The 19911-nt window shown below is 52.5% G+C and carries 14 protein-coding genes, 1 tRNA gene and 3 pseudogenes; 8 read left to right on the top strand and 10 right to left on the bottom strand.

Features of this window, described 5'->3' with window-relative positions:
* Positions 1-122: 122 nt before the first annotated feature.
* A complete protein-coding gene (locus DB847_RS19830) occupies positions 123-1250 on the bottom strand; it encodes a serine hydrolase domain-containing protein (protein WP_108652247.1) in 1128 nt (375 codons plus the stop codon).
* Between the two features lie 326 nt (positions 1251-1576).
* Between DB847_RS19830 and DB847_RS19825 the strand changes: the two genes are divergently transcribed.
* Positions 1577-1810 carry a hypothetical protein gene (locus tag DB847_RS19825; protein ID WP_108652246.1) on the top strand — a complete coding sequence of 78 codons (234 nt, stop codon included), beginning with the start codon at positions 1577-1579 and terminating at the stop codon, positions 1808-1810.
* 278 nt (positions 1811-2088) lie between these two features.
* Positions 2089-2913, top strand: a pseudogene (locus DB847_RS19820) (sensor histidine kinase); the annotation flags it as partial.
* A gap of 102 nt (positions 2914-3015) precedes the next feature.
* Here DB847_RS19820 and DB847_RS19815 read toward each other — a convergent pair.
* The 8 genes from DB847_RS19815 to DB847_RS19775 all read right to left on the bottom strand — a co-directional run bounded on the left by DB847_RS19815 (position 3016) and on the right by DB847_RS19775 (position 12692).
* Positions 3016-3357 carry a hypothetical protein gene (locus DB847_RS19815; protein ID WP_108652245.1) on the bottom strand — a complete coding sequence of 114 codons (342 nt, stop codon included), beginning with the start codon at positions 3355-3357 and terminating at the stop codon, positions 3016-3018.
* 73 nt (positions 3358-3430) lie between these two features.
* Complete coding sequence (locus DB847_RS19810) at positions 3431-3817, bottom strand: hypothetical protein (protein WP_108652244.1); 387 nt, start codon at positions 3815-3817, stop codon at positions 3431-3433.
* Between the two features lie 507 nt (positions 3818-4324).
* A complete protein-coding gene (locus tag DB847_RS19800; RefSeq protein WP_108652242.1) occupies positions 4325-4795 on the bottom strand; it encodes a hypothetical protein in 471 nt (156 codons plus the stop codon).
* 74 nt (positions 4796-4869) lie between these two features.
* Complete coding sequence (locus DB847_RS19795; protein ID WP_108652241.1) at positions 4870-6378, bottom strand: FUSC family protein; 1509 nt, start codon at positions 6376-6378, stop codon at positions 4870-4872.
* A gap of 299 nt (positions 6379-6677) precedes the next feature.
* On the bottom strand, positions 6678-9815 hold the full coding sequence (gene putA / locus DB847_RS19790; RefSeq protein ID WP_199911637.1) for a bifunctional proline dehydrogenase/L-glutamate gamma-semialdehyde dehydrogenase PutA: 3138 nt from the start codon (positions 9813-9815) through the stop codon (positions 6678-6680).
* Between the two features lie 166 nt (positions 9816-9981).
* On the bottom strand, positions 9982-10599 hold the full coding sequence (locus DB847_RS19785) for a TIGR04211 family SH3 domain-containing protein (RefSeq protein WP_159084763.1): 618 nt from the start codon (positions 10597-10599) through the stop codon (positions 9982-9984).
* 125 nt (positions 10600-10724) lie between these two features.
* Positions 10725-11990, bottom strand: coding sequence for an inorganic phosphate transporter (locus DB847_RS19780; RefSeq protein WP_108652239.1), 1266 nt, complete (start codon positions 11988-11990; stop codon positions 10725-10727).
* Between the two features lie 21 nt (positions 11991-12011).
* Positions 12012-12692: a TIGR00153 family protein gene (locus tag DB847_RS19775; protein ID WP_108652238.1), complete on the bottom strand. Its 681-nt coding sequence runs from the start codon at positions 12690-12692 to the stop codon at positions 12012-12014.
* 160 nt (positions 12693-12852) lie between these two features.
* Here DB847_RS19775 and DB847_RS19770 point away from each other — a divergent pair, with 160 nt between their 5' ends.
* A complete protein-coding gene (locus tag DB847_RS19770) occupies positions 12853-13812 on the top strand; it encodes a CYTH domain-containing protein (RefSeq protein WP_108652237.1) in 960 nt (319 codons plus the stop codon).
* 173 nt (positions 13813-13985) lie between these two features.
* On the opposite strand, the gene DB847_RS19765 is transcribed toward DB847_RS19770, so the two are convergent.
* On the bottom strand, positions 13986-14552 hold the full coding sequence (locus DB847_RS19765) for an RDD family protein (RefSeq protein WP_159084762.1): 567 nt from the start codon (positions 14550-14552) through the stop codon (positions 13986-13988).
* A 170-nt stretch (positions 14553-14722) separates the two neighbouring features.
* On the opposite strand from DB847_RS19765, the gene DB847_RS19760 reads away from it, so the two are divergent.
* The 5 genes and pseudogenes from DB847_RS19760 to DB847_RS19740 all read left to right on the top strand — a co-directional run bounded on the left by DB847_RS19760 (position 14723) and on the right by DB847_RS19740 (position 19910).
* Positions 14723-14809, top strand: a tRNA-Leu gene (locus tag DB847_RS19760).
* Positions 14810-15163: 354 nt separating this feature from the next.
* Positions 15164-16375 (top strand): annotated as a pseudogene (locus tag DB847_RS19755) (aspartate aminotransferase family protein).
* A 207-nt stretch (positions 16376-16582) separates the two neighbouring features.
* A complete protein-coding gene (astA, locus tag DB847_RS19750; protein WP_108652235.1) occupies positions 16583-17605 on the top strand; it encodes an arginine N-succinyltransferase in 1023 nt (340 codons plus the stop codon).
* Positions 17602-19063 (top strand): annotated as a pseudogene (astD, locus tag DB847_RS19745) (succinylglutamate-semialdehyde dehydrogenase). The gene astA and the pseudogene astD overlap by 4 nt, the downstream one beginning before the upstream one ends.
* Before the next feature lie 46 nt (positions 19064-19109).
* On the top strand, positions 19110-19910 hold the full coding sequence (locus DB847_RS19740) for a DUF1338 domain-containing protein (protein ID WP_108652234.1): 801 nt from the start codon (positions 19110-19112) through the stop codon (positions 19908-19910).
* The last annotated feature ends 1 nt before the right edge of the window (position 19911 follow it).

Raw genomic sequence — 19911 nt, 5'->3', positions numbered from 1 at the left:
CCTTTCCCCTTTGCAATCCCCCTGCGCCCTGCAATTTACCTGCTCCTCAGCTTACCTTGTGAATAAAGACAACTGATATGCCGCACATCCCTGTGCGGCATATCTGCTCACAGTATCCGTGCTTAATGTTTCGGCATTTCAACTAGCTCGTCAAAAAATGGGAAATAGTAAGGCCAGCTATACTTAAGTGCGATTATTGGCATCATATAGTTGATAATTTCATCTCCAGTTTCAGAGTTGGTCATAATCACAGCACCTTTGCCTTTATTGGGAAACATAATTAGTTGGCTATGGTATCCATAATTATGACCTGATTTCCAAAAATATAGATCTTTCCCTTTTCCTCCAACAACGACTCCCAATCCGTAATCAGTATTTTTTTGGCGGGTTAACATCTGCTCTGCTAACGTTTTTTTGAGTATCCCGTTATCTTTACCATGAAGTGAGTCGGAAATATTGAGGGCGAACTTGGCTAAGTCTGTTGGAGTTGACCATACTCCTCCAGCACCCAAGCAAGCATAGTTGTACCAACCACCAGGGAGCATCTTTAGATCCCAACCACTGAATCCTGGAATTATATGTGTGTTATTGGCTGCAGGATGGTATGTAGAGTTTTCCATTCTGAGAGGGGTAAATAACTTTTGCTCTATATAACTTGCAAATGATTTATTAGTTACATCTGTGATGATCTTCTGTAAGACTTGAAATGCGCCACCAGAATACTGATACCGGGTACCGGGAGCGTGCTGAACTTTAATTGGAAGATTGTTTGAGGGAGGCGCCCCATTTAGTATTTGTAGCAAATTGGGAAGGGGGTGACCTTGCGGATAGCCAGCGAACCCTGAAACGGATACTCCTGAGGTCATATCAAGTAAGTTTCTAATCAGAATAGGGTTGTTTTTATTATATTTATTATCTATCTTCCAGCCCTTAAGATATTTGTTAGCAGAAGCATTTAAATCAATATTTTTATGATTCACAAGGGATAGGATTGCGTAAGCAGTAATACTTTTACTAATCGAGGCAGCTTGGAATAGAGAGTCTGGGCTAGTCTTGATATGTGGGTCGATTGATACTGTTTGAGCGTCTATGATACGGCCATCATCAATTATGGCATATCCAACCACTGGGACTCGATAAGCTTTCATTGCGTTGATGAGAAAAGAGTTTAATGTTTCACCGTGACAGGTACCAATAAAAAACATTGTTAAAAAAGTAGGTAGAAATATTAATGCTATCCTTGTTTTCATTCTATTCAATTCCAGTGTGCGTGAGTTGATTTAGTCTTAAAGCCGATTAGGCTGAACCATCTATATAAAACCAATTTTCACAAAAATTCACCCTAAATACCATCAGGTGGCATATTTAATTTTGCAACAGGACTATGGTGATGTTTGTTAAGGCAACAAAATGACCGTCTGGAATTTAGTTTGATTATTGAGTATCTATCGATTCGCCCCATGAATGGCGATCCACGTAGTGGCAACTGGCAACTGGCAAGCGGCAGCTGGTAGCCGCAGGGCAATTATGTCTGAGTGACTATAATTGTGGGGAGAAGCTGGTCCGGGAGTTGTAGATGACACTGGTTAAGAAACTCATCCTCCTCATCCTAATGATTGCGCTACTGGCGATGCTGGTGGGGTATGTGGTCAGTCTACAGGCTGCTATGGCCGGTGTGGTGATTATTCTCCTGGTGCTTTTTTTGGTTTTGATCGCTTTTTGGGGAGTAAAGAGCATCCGGGATGAGGTGGCGAACAGGTATTACTGGTATGAACAGCTTCTCGATTCTCTGCCAACCCCCTATCGGTGACCGATCTGGAGATGAACTGGACCTTTATCAATAAGCCGGTGGAGAAGCTCTTCAATGAGCCCAGAAAAGAGTTTATGGGAAAGCAGTGTCATCACTGGGGGGCTCCCATATGCCGCAGTGAAAAGTGTGGGGTCTGGCGGCTCAGACAAGGGGAGACAGAGACCTTCTTTTCCCAGTTTGACCGGGAGTTTCGGGTGGATACCCACTACCTGCATAACCTGAAAGGGGCACGGATAGGTCATGTGGAGGTCTGTACCGATATCACAGCGATCCTGGGGGTGGCCAAGGCTGCCCAGAAGGAAAAAGAGAGCAAGCAGCGGCTTGAGAAAGCCTATGAGGATCTGAAGAAGGCTCAGCAAACCCTGGTGGAGTCTGAGAAAATGGCATCATTAGGCTCTCTGGTTGCCGGGGTTGCCCATGAGATCAACACTCCCATAGGGATCAGTGTCACAGCCTCCTCCCATCTTCAGGAGAAAGCGGAAGACTTTAATAGCCACATCGCGTCCAGGCAGATCTCGATGCGCTATCTGACCGATTTTCTGGAAAACCTCAATCAATCAACTGAGTTGATGCAAAATAACCTGCGCCGGGCAGCCGATCTGATCTCAAGCTTTAAACAGGTTGCCGTCGATCAGACCTCCGAAGCCCATTACCAGTTTCCCATGGCTGAGCATCTGCATCAGGTTGTGACCTCTCTTGGCCATAAACTTAAGAAGAGTCACACCGAAATAGAGATTGAGTGTGATCCAAACTTACAACTTGAGGGTTACCCCGGTGCCCTTGCTCAGATCTATTCAAACCTGATTCAGAACTCAATTATCCATGGTTTTGATGAAGGCAATGCCCCACATAAAATCAGCATCATTGTCAGCCATGATGAGAATGAGGTTCGCATCGACTACACAGATAATGGCCGTGGTATCCCTGAGGAGATACTGCCTAAGATCTTTGAGCCTTTTGTGACGACCCGACGAGGTACCGGAGGCAGTGGCCTTGGAGCGCACATCATCTATAACCTGGTTCGACAAAAACTAAGGGGAAAAATTAGCTGTAAGAGTGAGGCGGATCAGGGCTGTCAATTCTCTATCCAGATCCCGCTAAAGGAAAAGGACGAGCAGTCTGCGCTTGAGAGCGATATCCAGGAGCTTAATATCGATACTAAGGTTAGCTACGATTAGTAGGTCTGGCTCGGGAATTCAAAGCCTTCAGCCTCGCCCCAGAAACTCCTCAATCTCGTGCATGATCTGGTCGTTAAACTGCTCTTCAAACTCATCGATATCCTGACCAAATCGCGCCAGATACTTGGCCGCCTGGGCCTCGGTCAGGCGTTTGTTGGCAAAGTGGTACTGGGTGTCATCGACGGATTTATCATATCTTGGTTTGATGACCCAGTTTACAAACTCGGGATCGATCGCCTCGATCACCTTTTGCGCATGCTGACAAAAGGCTTCAATGTGATCCTTACCATCGGGACCCAGGCAACCTGGCTCCACATAGTGAGTGACCGTCAATTTCTGCTCGTCGGTCAGTGGCTGATTCTGGCTCATATCCTGATCTCCCGAATCTATTGAATTGCAGCAGTTCTTGAGTACACCCGAATGCTCCGGTTATCGTCGTCTGCTACAAATTTTCATACTTTTTCAGAAGTCTCTGACCCTGCTCTTTGCGTATCTTGGCAAGTGAGTGCCACAATTTTTCTGCAACCTGTGGATGTTTTTTGTAAAAAGCCTTGGAGACGGGCAGGTAGAGAAGGCTTTGCATAAAGGGTAGAGACAGGGCCCTGATGGAGTCGCTAAGTTCAAATTTTTCGATGATCTTACGCCCCGCGCTTCGGGCTACCACATAGCCATCCATCCGACCGAGTGCGACCAATACCATCCCTTTTTGCGGAACGGTATTTTTACTTGAAAGCACCTTCATCTCGGCCAGTTTTTGTTGGGCGATATAACCCGGAGGCGCGCCAATTCCCAGGGTGATGCCACTAAATTTATGCCCATCCCAGCTCACCTTCGAGTCCCGGTGAACATACACAGGGTAGATGACCCGCCACAGGTAGCGATCTTCATCGACTGTGCCAGCGGCGGTTTTGGGGTAACGGGCCCATTTATCCCGCTCGGGAGTCCAGATTGCCGCAAAGGTGGCATCGGCCTTGTGATAGGCGATATCCTGGATACAGCGCTTCCAGGGCGGCGATAAAAGCTAATATCAACCCCTGCATCCTGGGCGGCAAGGATGAGCAGCTCTGCGAGGACTCCCTGATTCGGCGGGATCTCATATCCGGCCCCCAGAGTCAGGGGTTTTTGCTCAACAATCTCGTAGCAGACTCTTACCTCCTGCCCCCGAAGAGTGTCGATATTGAATAATAGCAGTGTGAATAGAATCCAGGCTCGAATCATCATGCTCAACCCAGCAAAGCATTACCCAGAGTATAGGTGAGAGTCCAGGCTCTGTTGACGTTTCAGACTTGATCCTGCCTGAGGGAAGCAGGAGCAAAATTGGAAATGCCAACAGGGCCTATAACTCCTGCTTTAGCTCCTGCAGATAGCTGAGCCTCTGCTTCAGGAGATGTAGCTGCTGAGTCAATAACCTGGACTCAGCATGTGATTTGCTATTTGCGAGTGGTGTGATCTCCTCAAATTGCTCTGCGTCAAACTCAGGAGGAGCATCTTCCAGGTAATCATCAATTTTTTGGACGACCGCCTCAATTTCAGAGGAGATTTCGGGCTTGTCCTCACTATGTGCCTGCTCAGCGAGCAGGTGGGTGATGGTGACAAGCTGAGAGTAGATCATCTGAGAAACCAGGGTCGCACTATAGGCGGCACGTTGTTCTATCTCTGAGGTTCTGGGGTCTTGCAGTAACCTTTGGTAACTCTGATTCAGGGTATTTTGAGCCTGGCAATATTTGATCGGGGTGTGGTTGCTGTGATCCCAGCGTTTCTCCAGATTTTTGCAGAAGGTTTTCAGCTCAATCAGCAGCTCCTGCATACCGTTGCGGAACTGTCCCTCTGGCCAGCCGGGCCACAAAATAAAGTTAAAGGCGATGGCCAGTGCCGTACCTATCAGGGTGTCAACAAGGCGGGGGCGAGAAAGTCCAGCGCATGATGAGTGGTTAACTGATATTGCATCATCACCAGCAGGGTGATGGCAAAGGCCGCCAGAGCATAGTTTTTCTGAATATACAGGAAGATCAGCGGCAGGCTCAGAGTCAACAGCAGCCAGGGTAGCCAGGCCCAGGGAGCAAGATAAAGAAAACACCAGGAGACCAGCAGCCCGGATACAGTTCCCGCGGCGCGCTGGATCCCCTTGCTTCGGGTCGAGATATAGTCTCCCTGCATCACCACAGCTATGGTTAATACGATCCAAAAGGGGCTGGGGAGATTAAACCCGTGGCCAATCAGGTAACCGGCGGCCATGCAGCAGGCAAAACGTAGTGAGGTTTGCAATAGAGGGTTGCGAAGAGATAGCAGCTTTCCAAGCTGCACGGGGACCCCCAAAGGAGTGGCACCTGTATCCGGGCAGTTAAACTGGCAGTGAAGATTCCTGGGAGCCGGAGAGGCAAGGCGGGTCAAAATGCCCTGGTAGTAGAGCTCGATATATTGAAGAACGTCATCCGGGCAGGATTGATGGGCCCGGGCCTTTAGCTGACTGACAAAGTTTGCAAACTCTTGTTGCAGTGATGTTTCGGCAAGAGGCTGATTGCTGAACAGGGCTATCGCATATTGGTGCAGGGCCTTGGCGATCTGGCGGTTGAGTGCCGTAAAGGCCGTGGCTACCTCTTTTGGTCTTAATAATTCACTGAATCGCTCGGGAGCATGGCTTCCGGAGATCAGTAACCGGTAGAGTTCAATCAGCAGCAGGTATTGATCCCTGAGTTCGGGGTAACGCCGATCCAGCAGGCTCGAGAAATTTTCTGCCTGTTGGCGGGTCACGAATGCCAGCTCGGTGAGCTGTTGTTGCTCCTCCAGAGTTTTTCTCAGCAGCGTCGATTTCCCGTGCTGGTGTGGCAGGGCAGATTTTAGGGTAAAAAACTTCTCCATCTGCAGGGCGAGGCGAGCCAGTTGCTCCTGAAACAGGCGCTTTGTGAGCAGTTTGAGGCAGTAGTAACTCACCACAGAAAAGGTAAAGGCCCCAACAAATAATAGGAGTGGCAGAAGATAAAAGGGTAACTTGCCAACACTTGGATAGAAGCTGACCATCACTATGATATTTGCCACCCCGAGCCGCGCCGCCATGACTCCCCGGGCGGCAAACAGGCTGAATATCAGGGTAAGGCCGAATAGCAAAAGGGGGACCGGAACACCGCTCAATAGCAGCCCCTGAACCAGGCTGATACTCAGGGGAAGGCTGAGGGCCTTGAGGAACATCAGGCGCCAGGGGAGCCTGTCATTCCCCATGATATAGGCGGCGATCATCCCCAGCATGATCACGCCACTCATCAGCCATTGACCGAGGCTAGCCCCGATGCCCAGAACCAGCATGATGAGACAGGTCATGTAGATCAGCTCACTGCGCAGCAGGAGCTGAGCCAATGGGGTTTTCAGTAAGACTCGGATCAGGTATTGCTGCATACAGACTCCAGACGATGGTTCAATAAAGGGGCGCAATGGGCAAAGAGCTGCTGGCTGGATCGGGCCCGGTTAGACAAGATGCAGCAAAGAGGGATGAGTGAGCTCAAAACATGAGCGCCCATGGGCAGTATGAGGCAGAAATAGCCTCAGAAAAAGTGAATGTTCAGACCCTGACTTTTTCCATTTTTTCAACGAAGCAAGTGGGGGAGGGCGGGTTGCCCTCCCCGGAGTCTTAGAGATCTGCAGAGATAAGGCTGGTATTGCCACCGATAGCCGTGGTGTTGGTGGTGATGGTTTTTTCACTGACAAAGCGCAGCAGATAGTGAGGTCCCCCGCCTTGGGGCCGGTGCCGGAAAGCCCTGACCTCCAAAAGGTTGTACCCCGACCATGGCGCCTATCTGATTGCGGTTGATATAGATGTTGCCGGCATTGATTCGCTCAGCCACCTCATTAAACAGTGATTCGTTGCGTGAGTGGATCCCAAAGGTAAGCCCGAAGCCTGTGCTATTGATAGCTGTGATCACCTGGGGAAGCTCAGACGCGCGATAGCGAATGAGATGGAGAATGGGTCCAAAGTGCTCCTGAGTGAGCTGACTGATGCTGTCAATCTCGACGACGGTAGGGATCACAAAACAGCCCTGTTGCGCGGTATCACTCAGGGGGGCTTGGGCGACGAGTTTACCCCGGGCAATCATCTCCTGGCGATGCTGTTCAAGGCCACTTCTTGCCTGCTCATCGATCACAGGGCCGATATCGGTCTGGTAGAGAGCGGGATCGCCCACATTGAGCTCCTGCATCGCCCCCTGCAGCAGTTCGATGACCCTGTCCGCAATATCCTCCTGAATATACAGCACCCGGGTTGCGGAGCAGCGCTGACCGGCACTCTGGAAGGCTGAGTGGATCACATCTTTGACCAGCTGCTCAGGCAGAGCCGTCGAGTCGGCAATCATCGCATTCTGTCCCCCGGTTTCGGCGATTAGTGGCACTATGGCACCCTCCCGGGAGGCCAGTGAGCGATTGATCGCCTTGGCGGTTGCCGTGGAGCCGGTGAAACACACCCCTGCAATCCGCTCATCTGCGGTGAGCAGGGAGCCGACCTGTTCACCGTCGCCGGGTAACAGATGCAATACCTCTTTGGGGATCCCGGCCTGGTGAGCGAGCCTGGTCGTATAGAAGGCGATTAAACTTGTCTGCTCGGCGGGTTTTGCCACCACTGTGTTTCCGGTGACCAGGGCCGCGGCAATCTGCCCCAGGAAGATCGCCAGTGGGAAATTCCAGGGGCTGATGCAGGCAAACACCCCGCGTCCCTCAAGCTGTAGCAGGTTACTCTCACCGGTATAGCCCGGCATCTGCAGAGGGCTGCTCATCAGGCTCTGGGCTTGTCTTGCGTAGTAACGGCAAAAATCCACAGCCTCGCGCACCTCATCGATGCCATCCTGCAGGGTTTTACCCGCCTCCAGGATGCATAAGGCGATCAGCTCATCACGGTTCTCCTCCAGCAGATCGGCAAGCTTATCAAGGGATTGGGCTCGCTCTTGGACCGGGGTTTTGCTCCAGCTTTGATATGCAAGATGTGCGCTGTGGATCCCTTGCTCAATCTGTCCGGGTTCGCTCCAGTCGACCTGCCCCAGGGACTGCTGGCGATTTTGGGGTGAGACAATTGTGGTACTGACTGTGCTACTTAACATTTCACCATTGACCAGGGGGCCTGCAAGCCACTGCTTTTGCATCAGGGGGGCGAGCTTTTTGAAAAAGGGCGCGCGTTCGCTCTCAATAGTCATGTTTAGTCCTGCTGAGTTGATTCGGTCATAGAAGAGTTCTCCCGGAAGGGCGATGGCACTGCTGGATTCACTCTCGGCGGCGAAAGCCTGGTGGCGGGGATGCTCACTCAGGGAAGCACTGCGAACCGAGGGATCGAGGATCTTATGCACAAAGGAGCTGTTGGCTCCGTTTTCTAACAGGCGTCGTACCAGGTAGGGCAAGAGTTCACGATGTGCTCCCACCGGGGCATAGATACGACAGGCCATCTGTGGCGACTGCTCCAGAAGGGTAAGGTAGAGTTGCTCTCCCATCCCGTGCAGGCGCTGAAACTCAAAGCTTCGGTTATTGGCCATGTCAAAGACGGCGGCAATACTGTGGGCATTATGGGTGGCAAACTGCGGATAGATGGCTCCCCGGGTGCGCTTGCCCAGCAGAAACTGGGCACAGGCCAGGTAGCTTAGATCGGTGGCCGCCTTACGGGTAAACACAGGGTAGCCACTAAGACCCCCTTGCTGGGCCTCCTTGATCTCGCTATCCCAGTAAGCACCCTTGACCAGGCGAACCGGGATCTCATCTCCTTGCTCCTTGGCCAGTGCCGTTAGCCAGCACAGGACCGGTAGTGCCCGTTTGGAGTAGGCCTGGATCACCAGTCCCAGCTGTCCCCAGCCTTTCACCTCGTCGGACTGATAAAGTGCTTGGAATAGGTCGAGGGAAAGCTCCAGCCGGTCCATCTCTTCTGCATCTATGGTGATGCTGACATCAAGCTTGCGGGCCCGATGCACCAGGTTACGCAGATCCTGAAGCAGTTCGCTCATCACCCGCTCCCGGCAGGGTTCCTCGTAACGAGGGTGTAGTGCGGAGAGCTTGATGGAGAGGCTGGGCTTGAGCCGACGCTCACCACTGTAGTGCTGGCGAGCGATGGTTTCCAGGGCTTGCTGATAATCCTGCAGGTATTGATCGGCATCGGCACGGGTCAGGGCTGCTTCACCCAGCATGTCAAAGGAGTGAGTGAAGCCCCGCTGTTTCTGGCGGCTGCCGCGACTGAGGGCCTCATCAATATTTTGACCCAGCACGAATTGATTACCGGTCAGGCGCATGCTGGTATAGACACCATGGCGGATAGCCGGGGTCAGTAGCTTGCTGGTGAGTGAGCGCTTTTTATCGCTCAGCCGGGAGTGCTTCGGCAGGCAGGCTTTAACCAGCTCCAGTCCCCGGGTTGCATTGTTGACCAGGGAGGAGCTGCTCTGTCCCCTGTGCTTACGCCAGTTTGCAGTGCCGAGTTTATCCCGGATCAGTTCATCGGCAGTTCCTTTATCGGGGATCCGTTGCAGCGCCTCGGCGAGGCTCATCAGCGCGATCCCCTCCTTGGTATCCAGGCTGTATTGCTGCAGGAAGGCATCAACACCCCGCTGCTTATGGTGTTCGCTGCGCACCTTTTCGATCAACTGCTGAGAATGATGACTGACACTGGTTTCCCGCTCCTGCTGAATACCCAGCAGATCTGACAAAGCCTTGACCACCTGCTGCTCATCGAGGCAGTAGTAGTGGCTGATCACTCTGCGCAGCTCGTCCGGGCCGGGAAGAGTGTAGTCTGGATCATTGAGTCTTGAAAGGTCAAAGCGCTCGGTGAGTGGGAACTCGGCGCGCCCATCTGGAGATTGTTTTGTTGAAAACATCCCTGCTCCCTTACCAGGTGGAATATCAAAGAGTTATTCTTTTGGGAGCTCAATGTAGCTGAAAAGTAAAATAAATGAAAAGCCTAACTATCAAAACTGTGGGGTGCTAGGCAAAAGTGAAAAGGCCTCCGAGTGGAGGCCTATAAAAATCTTAGCTGAGGAGCGTTTAGTTCATCCAGCGATCGTCACGCTTTTTACGTCTGGGCAGGAAGGGCACAATCAGACCGACCACCAAACCACAGGCGAACACGATAGCGCCGCGAATAAACCAGCGCATCTGCATGGTTTGATCATGTTGATCCAGTTCGCTGCGCAGGATCTGGTTGCGTTCTTTGACGGTCTTAAACTCCTTTTGAGCTCCACTTAGCTTAGTGTTCAGCTCATCGATCTGTTGGTTTAGATCATCTACTTTCTGCTGATGATCACTCTGGCTGCTCTGTTGCGCCGTCTTTAGCTCGGTGAGTGCCGCATTGGCATCATCAAGTTTTTTTTGCAGCTGAGGGTAGAGAGTTTGCAGGCTCGGTGAGTTCTGCAGGAATTTTTGTGGAAGCCAGCCATTTCGGCCCTTGTCATCGATCACTTCGGCAAAGCCTGAATCACTATCGACACGCAGGAACTGCACTGAGTCTCCGGCATTGACGCTACCTATGATCCGATACTGATTACCTGGCCCGGAGTGGATATAGGTAAACAGGTTATCGCTGATATAACGAGTTTGCGCAGCAAAAGCACCGACGCTAACCAGGGTTGTAAGCAGAGCTAATAAAACGAGGATTCGCTTCACCTGTGAAATCTTCCTGTTTTCTGGGGTACTGAAGAAATAGTAAAGCTTCAAACAGGGCAGGACAAGCAGTGGGAAAGGAATTTGAGAGGGGGAGAGCTTGTGCGCTCCCCCGAATAGAACAGGGATTAGCCGAATATTGCCTGCAAAATATAATAGAAGATAATTGCAAACAGGGCGCCGGCTGGCAGGGTAATGATCCAGGAAACCACGATATTACGCAGCACATTGAGGTTCAGTGCCGCAATACCTCGTGCCAGGCCTACTCCCATGACTGCACCCACCAGAGTCTGGGTGGTGGAGATCGGCAGGCCGGTTCCCGAAGCAATTACTACGGTAGAAGCTGTCGCGAGTTGGGCAGCAAATCCGCGAGATGGTGTCAGGTGGGTGATCCCCGTACCTACGGTTGCCATCACCTTGTGACCCAGAGAGGCCAGACCAAGCACGATTCCCAGGCCACCCAGCGGGAGGATCCACCAGGCGATAGAGGATTGAGCCAATACCTGTCCGCCCGCCGCGACGATAGAGACAACTGCCGACAGAGGACCGATCGCGTTGGCAACATCGTTAGAGCCGTGAGCAAAGGCCATCGCACAGGCGGTGATCACCATCAGGATCCCAAACACCTTCTCCACATTGGCATAATGCATGGTGGCATCATCATCCGGGTTGTATTTCTGCATCCGGATATAGCCGGCACCCAGCAGGGCGATCAGCAGGGAGATACCCACGGAGACCCAGATCCCCTCAGCGACCGAGAGATCCAGGCCGATATGCACCAGTCCCTTACGGATGGTTACCAGACAGATCACCATGGAGGTCAGGAACATATACCAGGGAACATAGCGCTTGGCATTCAGCAAGGGGTTGCTGGTGTCAAAGATAAGCTTTTGGACACTGATAAATACAAAGTAGGCCAGGATCCCCGAGATGGCCGGTGTCACGACCCAGCTGCCGACTATCCCTCCGAACTTGCCCCACTGCACCGCATCCGGACCGATGCTCACTACGGCAAAGCCGACAATCGCACCTATGATGGAGTGGGTGGTGGAGACGGGCCAGCCAAAATAGGAGGCTAGCAGTAGCCAGGTGCCCGCAGAAAGCAGGGCGGCAATCATGCCGTTAACCAGGATATCCGGGTGTCCGGCAAAGGCGGTGGTATCTATGATCCCTTTGCGAATGGTGGAGGTGACCTCACCACCGGCCAGATAGGCACCGGCAAACTCAAAGATCATCGCGATGATGATCGCCTGCTTAATGGTTAAAGCCTTGGTTCCGACCGAGGTCCCCATGGCATTTGCCACATCATTAGCCCCGATCCCCCAGGCCATAAAAAAGCCAAAAAGGGCCGCCATCAGCACGAAGATCATGCCGTATTGTTGGATAATTTCCATTGAAATATACCGTAGTAAAGTTTACGAACGCGCGAGCATCAGTTCCAGGCGGGCGCCGACGCGCTCAGCCTGATCGGCGAGATCTCCAACCCACTCCAGAATGCGATACAGGAACATCACATCAACCGGATTGTAGTTGTTTTCGATCGCCTGGAGCTCCCGGCAAAGACCGATCTGCATCGAGTCTGTGTCATCTTCGATCATATCCAGCTGGTGGATCATCTCAGAGACCAGTTCGACTTCACGGCCCTTAAAGCCGGTTTCAAGAAGCTCATCCAGTTCGTTGATCGCCTTTTGTGCCTGAGCAGAGGCATCGATACAACGTTTGAGGTACGCCATGAAATCTTCCTGTATCTCGACAGGGATCTCCAGCTGGCGGCCGATAGTCCGTCCGGCAATGTCTTTGGATTTATTGGCTATTTTGTCTTGTTGAGTCAGGAGCTCAAGCATGTCGGTACGCTCAACGGGCATAAACAGGCCCCGTGGAAGGCGCAGACGGATATCGCGCTTGAGGGTATCAGCCTCTTTCTCTAGCTGAGATATCTGATCGCGGATCTGCTGAGCTCGCTCGAAATCACGGGCGTTCATCGCTTCAAAGAAAGGCACCAACTGTTCACAGCACTCATGCACCTTGGTGATGTGCTTTTCCAGCGGTTTTATCGGCGACTTGGCAAACAACCCTAGAATCGTATTTACTGGCATATTTTTACCTGTGTTAATGGAGTAACACCTCAAAACAGCGGGCATGTTATCTTAACAGTGCGGGAAATAAAACAGCAAAAACTGTTTGTTTTTGAGTCAACATCCTGCTGTTTGGGCAGAATTTTTCCTTATCATCCGGTTAGCCTACAGGGTTGTGTTTATGACCAAAGAGATCGAGATCAAGTTTCTACTTCAAAATCAATCAGATAAGAAGATTAAGCAGCTTCTTTCAGGGTTGGATCTATTAGGGGAGCGCCAGTTTCATCTGAAAAATAGCTATTTCGATACCCCGGCACGCCAGCTCTGGCAGTGGCGGCTGGGGCTGAGAGTTCGCCAGGATGGCGGTTATCTTGAGCAGACCATCAAGACATCGGGCAGGGTGATTGGCGGGCTGCACCAGCGAAGTGAATACAATATTAAACTTGAGGAGCCCTGGCCCTGGCCCAGGCTTAGCGATTTTCCCAAAGAAATTTGGCCTAAAGAGGCTGGCCTGCCTCAGATCCAGCAAGAACTGACTAAGCTTTTTACCACAGACTTTGAAAGGACTCTGTGGAAGCTTGGCTGGGATCAGAAGAGTGAGGTTGAGGTGGTTCTGGATCGAGGAGCAATAGTTGCAACCGAGCTGCACGAGCCGATTCATGAGCTGGAGCTTGAGCTTTTAAAGGGCAGGGGAGAAGCCCTGTTTGCCTTGTCACGAAAGCTTATTCATGAGGTTGATGGGCTGCGCTTTGGTCTGGCCTCTAAGGCGCAGAGGGGCTTTGCCCTGGCAGAGGGCGCTCCTCTTGGGTGTAAGACCCTGACAACGGAGCGACTGTCTACGGAGCAACTTATCGGTTCAGGACTTGAACACTGGCTCTATCATCAGGAGATCTATTGGCAGCAGGGAGATGATAGGGCGCGTTCGGAGCTAATCCTGGGGATTAAGGCCGTGAGCCAGGGGCTGAGACAGCTCGGGGGCCTGGAGCCGCTCGCCTGGCAGCTCATCCTCAAGCAACTGCTTGAAGAGCTTGAAGCAAACACCTCCCGTGAAGAGACTCTGGTGGCCTTAGGGGAGCGCGAGCTGCTGCTCACCACCCTGGGACTGATGGAGCACCTGGTGCATAAGGCTCAGGAGTCCTGATCCAGGAAAATATAGAGAGCCTGGTACATAGTTTCAATTCGAGAGTCGGTTGCCCGGATATGATGCAAGGCCACGCGGTGAATCGCTCCTGAATGCCCGGTGCCAGCGTCCACTCTGGCACCGAGCCCGGATGATATCCCAGACAACTTTTAGAGTTAGCTTGTCGACAGAGCTTAGGCTTTGGCTGGGATTTTGATCATTTCACACTTGGCCATGATGTCCTGAAAAGTCTGTAGATCCTTGCGATCGATCAGTATGGTAAGGTTGCCAAGGCCGCAGGCGGAGGTGAGCAGACGGATCAGAGCCTGGGTAATGGTGATGAGGCTTTGATCCTGGTTTTGGATCTTAAGATTCCACACTCTCAGGCCAAACGTCTGGCCGGTGAGGGTCCAGCCCCGGACATAGTAACCCAGATAGATCCCCCAGACCCAGACCTGGAACAGGGGCTCGCGGCTGATACTGGTCAGAAAGCTCTCGGATGTCGCCGGATGATAGAGCCCCAAATATTGAGCCGTGAGGCAGAACAGGTAGGCGATGGCCACGGCCAGTATGACCAGTGGCAGGACGATGACCCAGTCGGTAACCATGGCTAGCAATCTAGGGATAAGATCCGGACGCTCACTAATGGGAGCAAGCTTATGGATATGTGGGACCAGCTGCTCCGGGGCGGGTTTACTCTTGTTATTCCTGCGGGCCATAGGCTCTTCGTCATTGAGGTTGCACTGGCTCGATGCTGCCATATTCGGCATACCTTGTCATCTGACCCGGGATGAAAAGGGGCTGTTTTATGTCCGAGCTGCTCTCATTTTGAGCAAGCTGCTGTTTTTGGAAAAAAAATCTTGCCGTGGGATCGATTATCCGTATAATCGCCGCTGTTGCAGATGAACGCCTGCAACAGCTTATCTTCAGTGCGAGAGTGGCGGAATCGGTAGACGCAGCGGATTCAAAATCCGCCGGTGGTGACACTGTGAGGGTTCAAGTCCCTCCTCTCGTACCAGCTCTGAAAATTTTCTTCCAGACAGTTCTTCTCACTCATCTTCATGATTCAGCTGATATTCAGCAACCCACTGCTATGCTCTGTCTTATCGGGCAGGAAGCCCGGTACATCAAAAGCCACTCAAGAATAGACTCACATCCTTGAAACTAAGCAGTATGGGGCCCAGGGCCCCATTTTTTCGTTGCCTGCTCACAGCTCCCACCTTTTGACAACATCTGATGTTAGTTTTTGTGCACCCTATCGAGGAATATGCTAAAAAAGTTAAATTTATTCAGTTGCCTATGGTAGCCTGCGCCATGTTTACAATATTTTAACTTTTGAGGTTGGGTTGCTGTAACACAAGGAGAAATTGAGATGTCTGAGCAGATCAAAGTGACTCGGGAGCTGTTTGATGAGGTGATGGTTCCGAACTACGCACCGGCGGCGATTATACCGGTTCGGGGTGAGGGGTCGCGTGTCTGGGATCAGCAAAATCGTGAATACATAGATTTTGCCGGGGGGATTGCGGTCAGCTGTCTGGGACACTGTCATCCAAGGCTAGTGTCGGCCCTCAAAGAGCAGGGAGAAAAACTGTGGCATCTGAGCAATGTGATGACCAACGAACCGGCCCTGCGGTTGGCCAAAAAGCTCACCGATGCCACCTTTGCCGAAAAAGTCTATTTTGCCAATTCGGGTGCCGAGGCCAATGAAGCCGCGTTTAAACTGGTGCGTCGCTATGCGATTGAGCGCCACGGCTCGCATAAGACTCAGATCATCGCTTTCAACCAGGCATTCCATGGACGCACCTTCTTTACCGTGAGTGTCGGTGGCCAGCCCAAATATTCCGATGGGTTCGGCCCCCAGCCCGGAGATATAGAGCATATCCCCTATAACGATATTGAGGCGTTTCGTCGCACAATCTCGGATAACACCTGCGCCGTGGTGATGGAGCCGCTCCAGGGGGAGGGTGGGATCATCTCCCCGACCCCGAGTTTGTTCAAGAGGTGCGCCGTTTGTGCGACCAGCACCAGGCTTTGTTGGTGTTTGATGAGGTTCAAACCGGAGTGGGGCGTACCGGTGAGCTGTATGCCTATATGGGGCTGGATGTGGTTCCGGATGTATTGACCACGGCAAAAGCCCTGGGGGAGGTTTTCCGGTGGCCGCAATGCTGACCACCACAGAGATTGCTTCGGTCTTTAAGGTGGGAGTGCATGGCTCGACCTATGGGGGAAATCCCTGGCTTGCGCGGTGGCGGAGGCTGCCTTTGATACAGTTAATGATCCCCGGGTTCTTGATGGGGTAAAACAGCGTGAGCACCTGTTCCGTGAGGGGCTGGAGCGACTCAATAAGAAGTATGGTTGTTTTGATGAAATTCGAGGCAAGGGTCTACTGCTAGGTTGCGCCCTCAATGCCCACTACCAGGGACGCTCCCGGGAGTTTCTGTTGGCTTCAGCCGAGCAGGGGCTGATGGTTTTGATTGCAGGGCCAGATGTGGTGCGCTTTGCCCCCTCTTTGGTGATTTCCGAGCAGGATATCACTGAGGGACTGCAGCGTTTTGAAAAAGCATTGCAGCAGGTTTTAGCCTGATCGATTGAGCGCATTTTCGCGAGACACAGAGCTGTGGCAGGTATCACGGCTCTGTCTTTGGGCGCGGCGGTGTGAGTCATAAGCCTATCCAGGGCCTGTGACACAGGACTAAGCAGGTGCTGAAACATCCGGCCGCGCTCGAAAAGATATTTCAGACAGAAGTGCTCTGGCAACTAAGGAAGAATTAAACCAGGAGGTGATAGTTAGATGTTGGTGATCCGTCCCATTGAACAGCGTGATTTTCAGGCACTTAAAAAAATAGCGGTAGAGTCCGGTTATGGTTTTACCTCGCTGCCGGTCAATGATGAGCTTTTGCAAAATAAGATCAATGCCTCCGTCGAGGCTTTCTCCAGCAAGCCGACAGAGAAGGTGGAGTGCCTCTACTTTTTTGTCGCCGAAGATAGCGAAACCGGCGAGGTCGTGGGTACCACGGCCATAGATGCGGCAGTTGGACTCTCCTCTCCTTTCTACTCGAGCCATATCGGTAAGGTGGTTCACTCCTCGCCCAAGCTTGGGATCTATAATGTGGTCGAAACCATGACCCTGGCCAATGATTACACCGGGGCCTCGGAGATCTGCACCCTGTTTCTGCGTGAATCGGCCCGTGAGGGATACAATGGTCGTCTCCTCTCCAAGTGTCGTTTTCTTTTTTTAGCAGATTATCCCGAGCTCTTTGATCACACCATCTTTGCCGAGATGCGTGGGGTGTCCGATGAAGAGGGGAACTCTCCCTTCTGGCACTGGCTGCAGGAGCACTTTTTCTCGATGGATTTCCCGACGGCGGATTATCTGACCGGGATCGGCAAGAAGCGTTTCATTGCAGAGCTGATGCCTCGTTATCCCATCTACATCAATCTGTTGTCAGAGGATGCCAGGGCGGTGATCGGCAAGACCCACCCCAAGACCACACCGGCGTTAAAGCTTCTCGAGGAGGAAGGCTTTGTGCACCGTGGAGGCGTCGCACCTTTTGATGCAGGTCCCATCGTTGAGTGTGAGCTTGGGAACATCAATGCAATTAAAGATAGCCTGACGCTGACATTCCGGCGTCAGGGCAAGGCCCAGCGCAAATCGCTTTGTTACATCAGTAATGGACGCTTTAGTACCTTCAGGGCCTGTTACGGTGAGGTTGGGATCACCGAGTCGGGAGAAGCTCTGCTGGATGCCGCTCTGGTTGAAGCGTTGCAGCTGCAGCAGGGAGATACTATTCGAGTGCGGGAGATTGAATCATGAAAGCTCTGTTGATTGGAGGGGAGTGGCTTAAGGGAGAAGGACAGAGCCTCTGCTCACTCGATCCCGCCCGAAATCAGGAGATCTGGCGGGCGGATTCGGCATCGACCGAACAGGTTGATCTTGCGGTATTTGCCGCCAGAGAGGCCTTTATCGGTTGGCAGCTAACCTCCCTGGAGGAGCGCCTGGCTCTGATTGGGCGGTTTGTCGAGCAGTTAAAAGCCAACCAGGATGAGCTGGCGGCGCTGATCGCCCAGGAGACGGGTAAGCCTTTATGGGAGAGCAAAACCGAGGTTAGCGCCATGATAGGTAAGGCCGGACTATCCGAGAAGGCCTACCGGGAGCGAACCGGTGAAACCGTCACCGAGATGCCGGGAGGTCAGAGCGTGTTGCGCCACAAGCCCCATGGTGTGGTGGCCGTGTTTGGACCCTATAACTTCCCGGGGCACCTGCCAAACGGGCACATCATCCCGGCGCTGATTGCGGGTAATACCGTGGTGTTTAAGCCCTCCGAGCTGACACCCAAGGTTGCCCATAAAACCCTTGAGCTATGGCAGGAGGCGGGGCTACCCGGCGGGGTGATCAATCTGCTGCAGGGAGATGCGAAAGTCGGCAGGGCGTTGTCGAGTCATCCCGGGATAGATGGGCTCTTCTTCACCGGCTCTTCGGCCACAGGCAAGCTATTGCATCAGCAGTTTGGCGGCGATCCCGGGCGAATTTTGGCGCTGGAGATGGGGGGAATAACCCGCTGATTGTCAGCGAGGTGAAAGATCTCAAGGCTGCACTTCTGACCATTATTCAGTCGGCCTTTATCAGTGCCGGACAACGTTGTACCTGCTGTCGGCGGCTGTTTATACCCGAAGGGAGCTTTGGCGATGAGTTGGTCGAGCAGCTGGTGAGCGCGACCCGAAATCTCAGGATCGGGGTGTATGATGCCGAACCTCAGCCCTATATGGGCTCTCTCATCTCGGAGCAGGCCGCTCAGGGGATCCTCAAGGCGCAGCAGAACCTGCAGAGTATGGGAGCTGAGCCTCTGCTGGCAGTGAAGCAGCTTGAGCCCAATACCGGGTTGTTATCACCCGGGATCATCGATGTGAGCTCGGTAAAAGATCTGCCCGATGAGGAGTATTTCGGACCCCTGCTACAGATCATTCGTTACCGGGAGCTTGATGAGGCGATAGAGGGAGCCAATAACACCCGCTTTGGCCTTTCGGCGGGGCTTGTGTCCGATGATAGGGCTCAGTGGGAATACTTCCTGCAGCGCTCCCGGGCCGGAATCGTTAACTGGAACAAGCCATTGACCGGTGCCTCAGGTAGCGCTCCCTTTGGGGGATCGGTGCCAGCGGTAACCACAGGGCCAGTGCTTACTATGCGGCAGATTATTGTGCCTACCCGGTCGCCTCGGTGGAGGGAGATAGCTTGAGTCTACCTGCTGAACTACCCCCGGGAGTTTGCCTGTAATCGATAAAGCCAGCCCTGGACTGGCTTTTTTAAGAGGGAGGAGAGTATGAACCAGGATTATCGCCCGCTGTTTGAGGCTCTGTGGAAGGATTTTTTGAATTTAACTCCGAGCGCGATGCGAATTCATCAGCTACTCGGTGGCGGCGAACAGGTGATCAATGATCACATCGCCCTTCGAACCTATGGTGACCCGAGAGTGGACCTTCCGAAGCTTGCCCAACACTTTGAAGCTGTGGGTTATCAGTGCTGTGGAGATTATCACTTTGCACAGAAGAAACTCAGGGCCCATCACTATGAGCATCCGGACCCAGAGGCTCCCAAGGTGTTTATCAGTGAGCTGATTTTAGAGGAATGCTCGGACGAGCTTCAACAGAGGGTGGCCGAGCTTCTGGAAGGGGTGGATGCCTCTGTGACGGAATCTCCCGAATTTCTCTGGTCGGGTGCGCCCTGGCAAGCCTCAATCGAAACGTATCAGAGCCTTCTCAAAGAGAGTGAGTACGCCGCCTGGCTGGCAGCTTTTGGTTTCCGGGCCAATCACTTTACGGTGGATGTCAATCGTTTAACCAACTTCGCCTCTCTTGAGGAGGTTAACCAGACCCTGAGCGGTGCTGGCTTTCCCCTAAACTTGAGTGGGGGTGCCATCAAGGGCTCACCTGAGGTGTTGCTGGAGCAATCCTCCATCCTGGCCGATCCGGTTGAGGTTCACTTCAGTGATGGGGCCAGCACCATTCCCGGCTGCTTCTATGAGTTTGCAAGGCGTTATCCCAAGGCGGATGGTGAGCTGTATACAGGATTTGTAGCAGCCTCCGCCGATAAACTCTTTGAAAGCACTGACACCCAGTCCTGAG

Origin of the sequence: Dongshaea marina (assembly GCF_003072645.1) — a bacterium.
GTDB classification, from domain to species: Bacteria; Pseudomonadota; Gammaproteobacteria; order Enterobacterales; family Aeromonadaceae; genus Dongshaea; species Dongshaea marina.
This window is presented reverse-complemented; position numbering and strand designations above follow the sequence as displayed.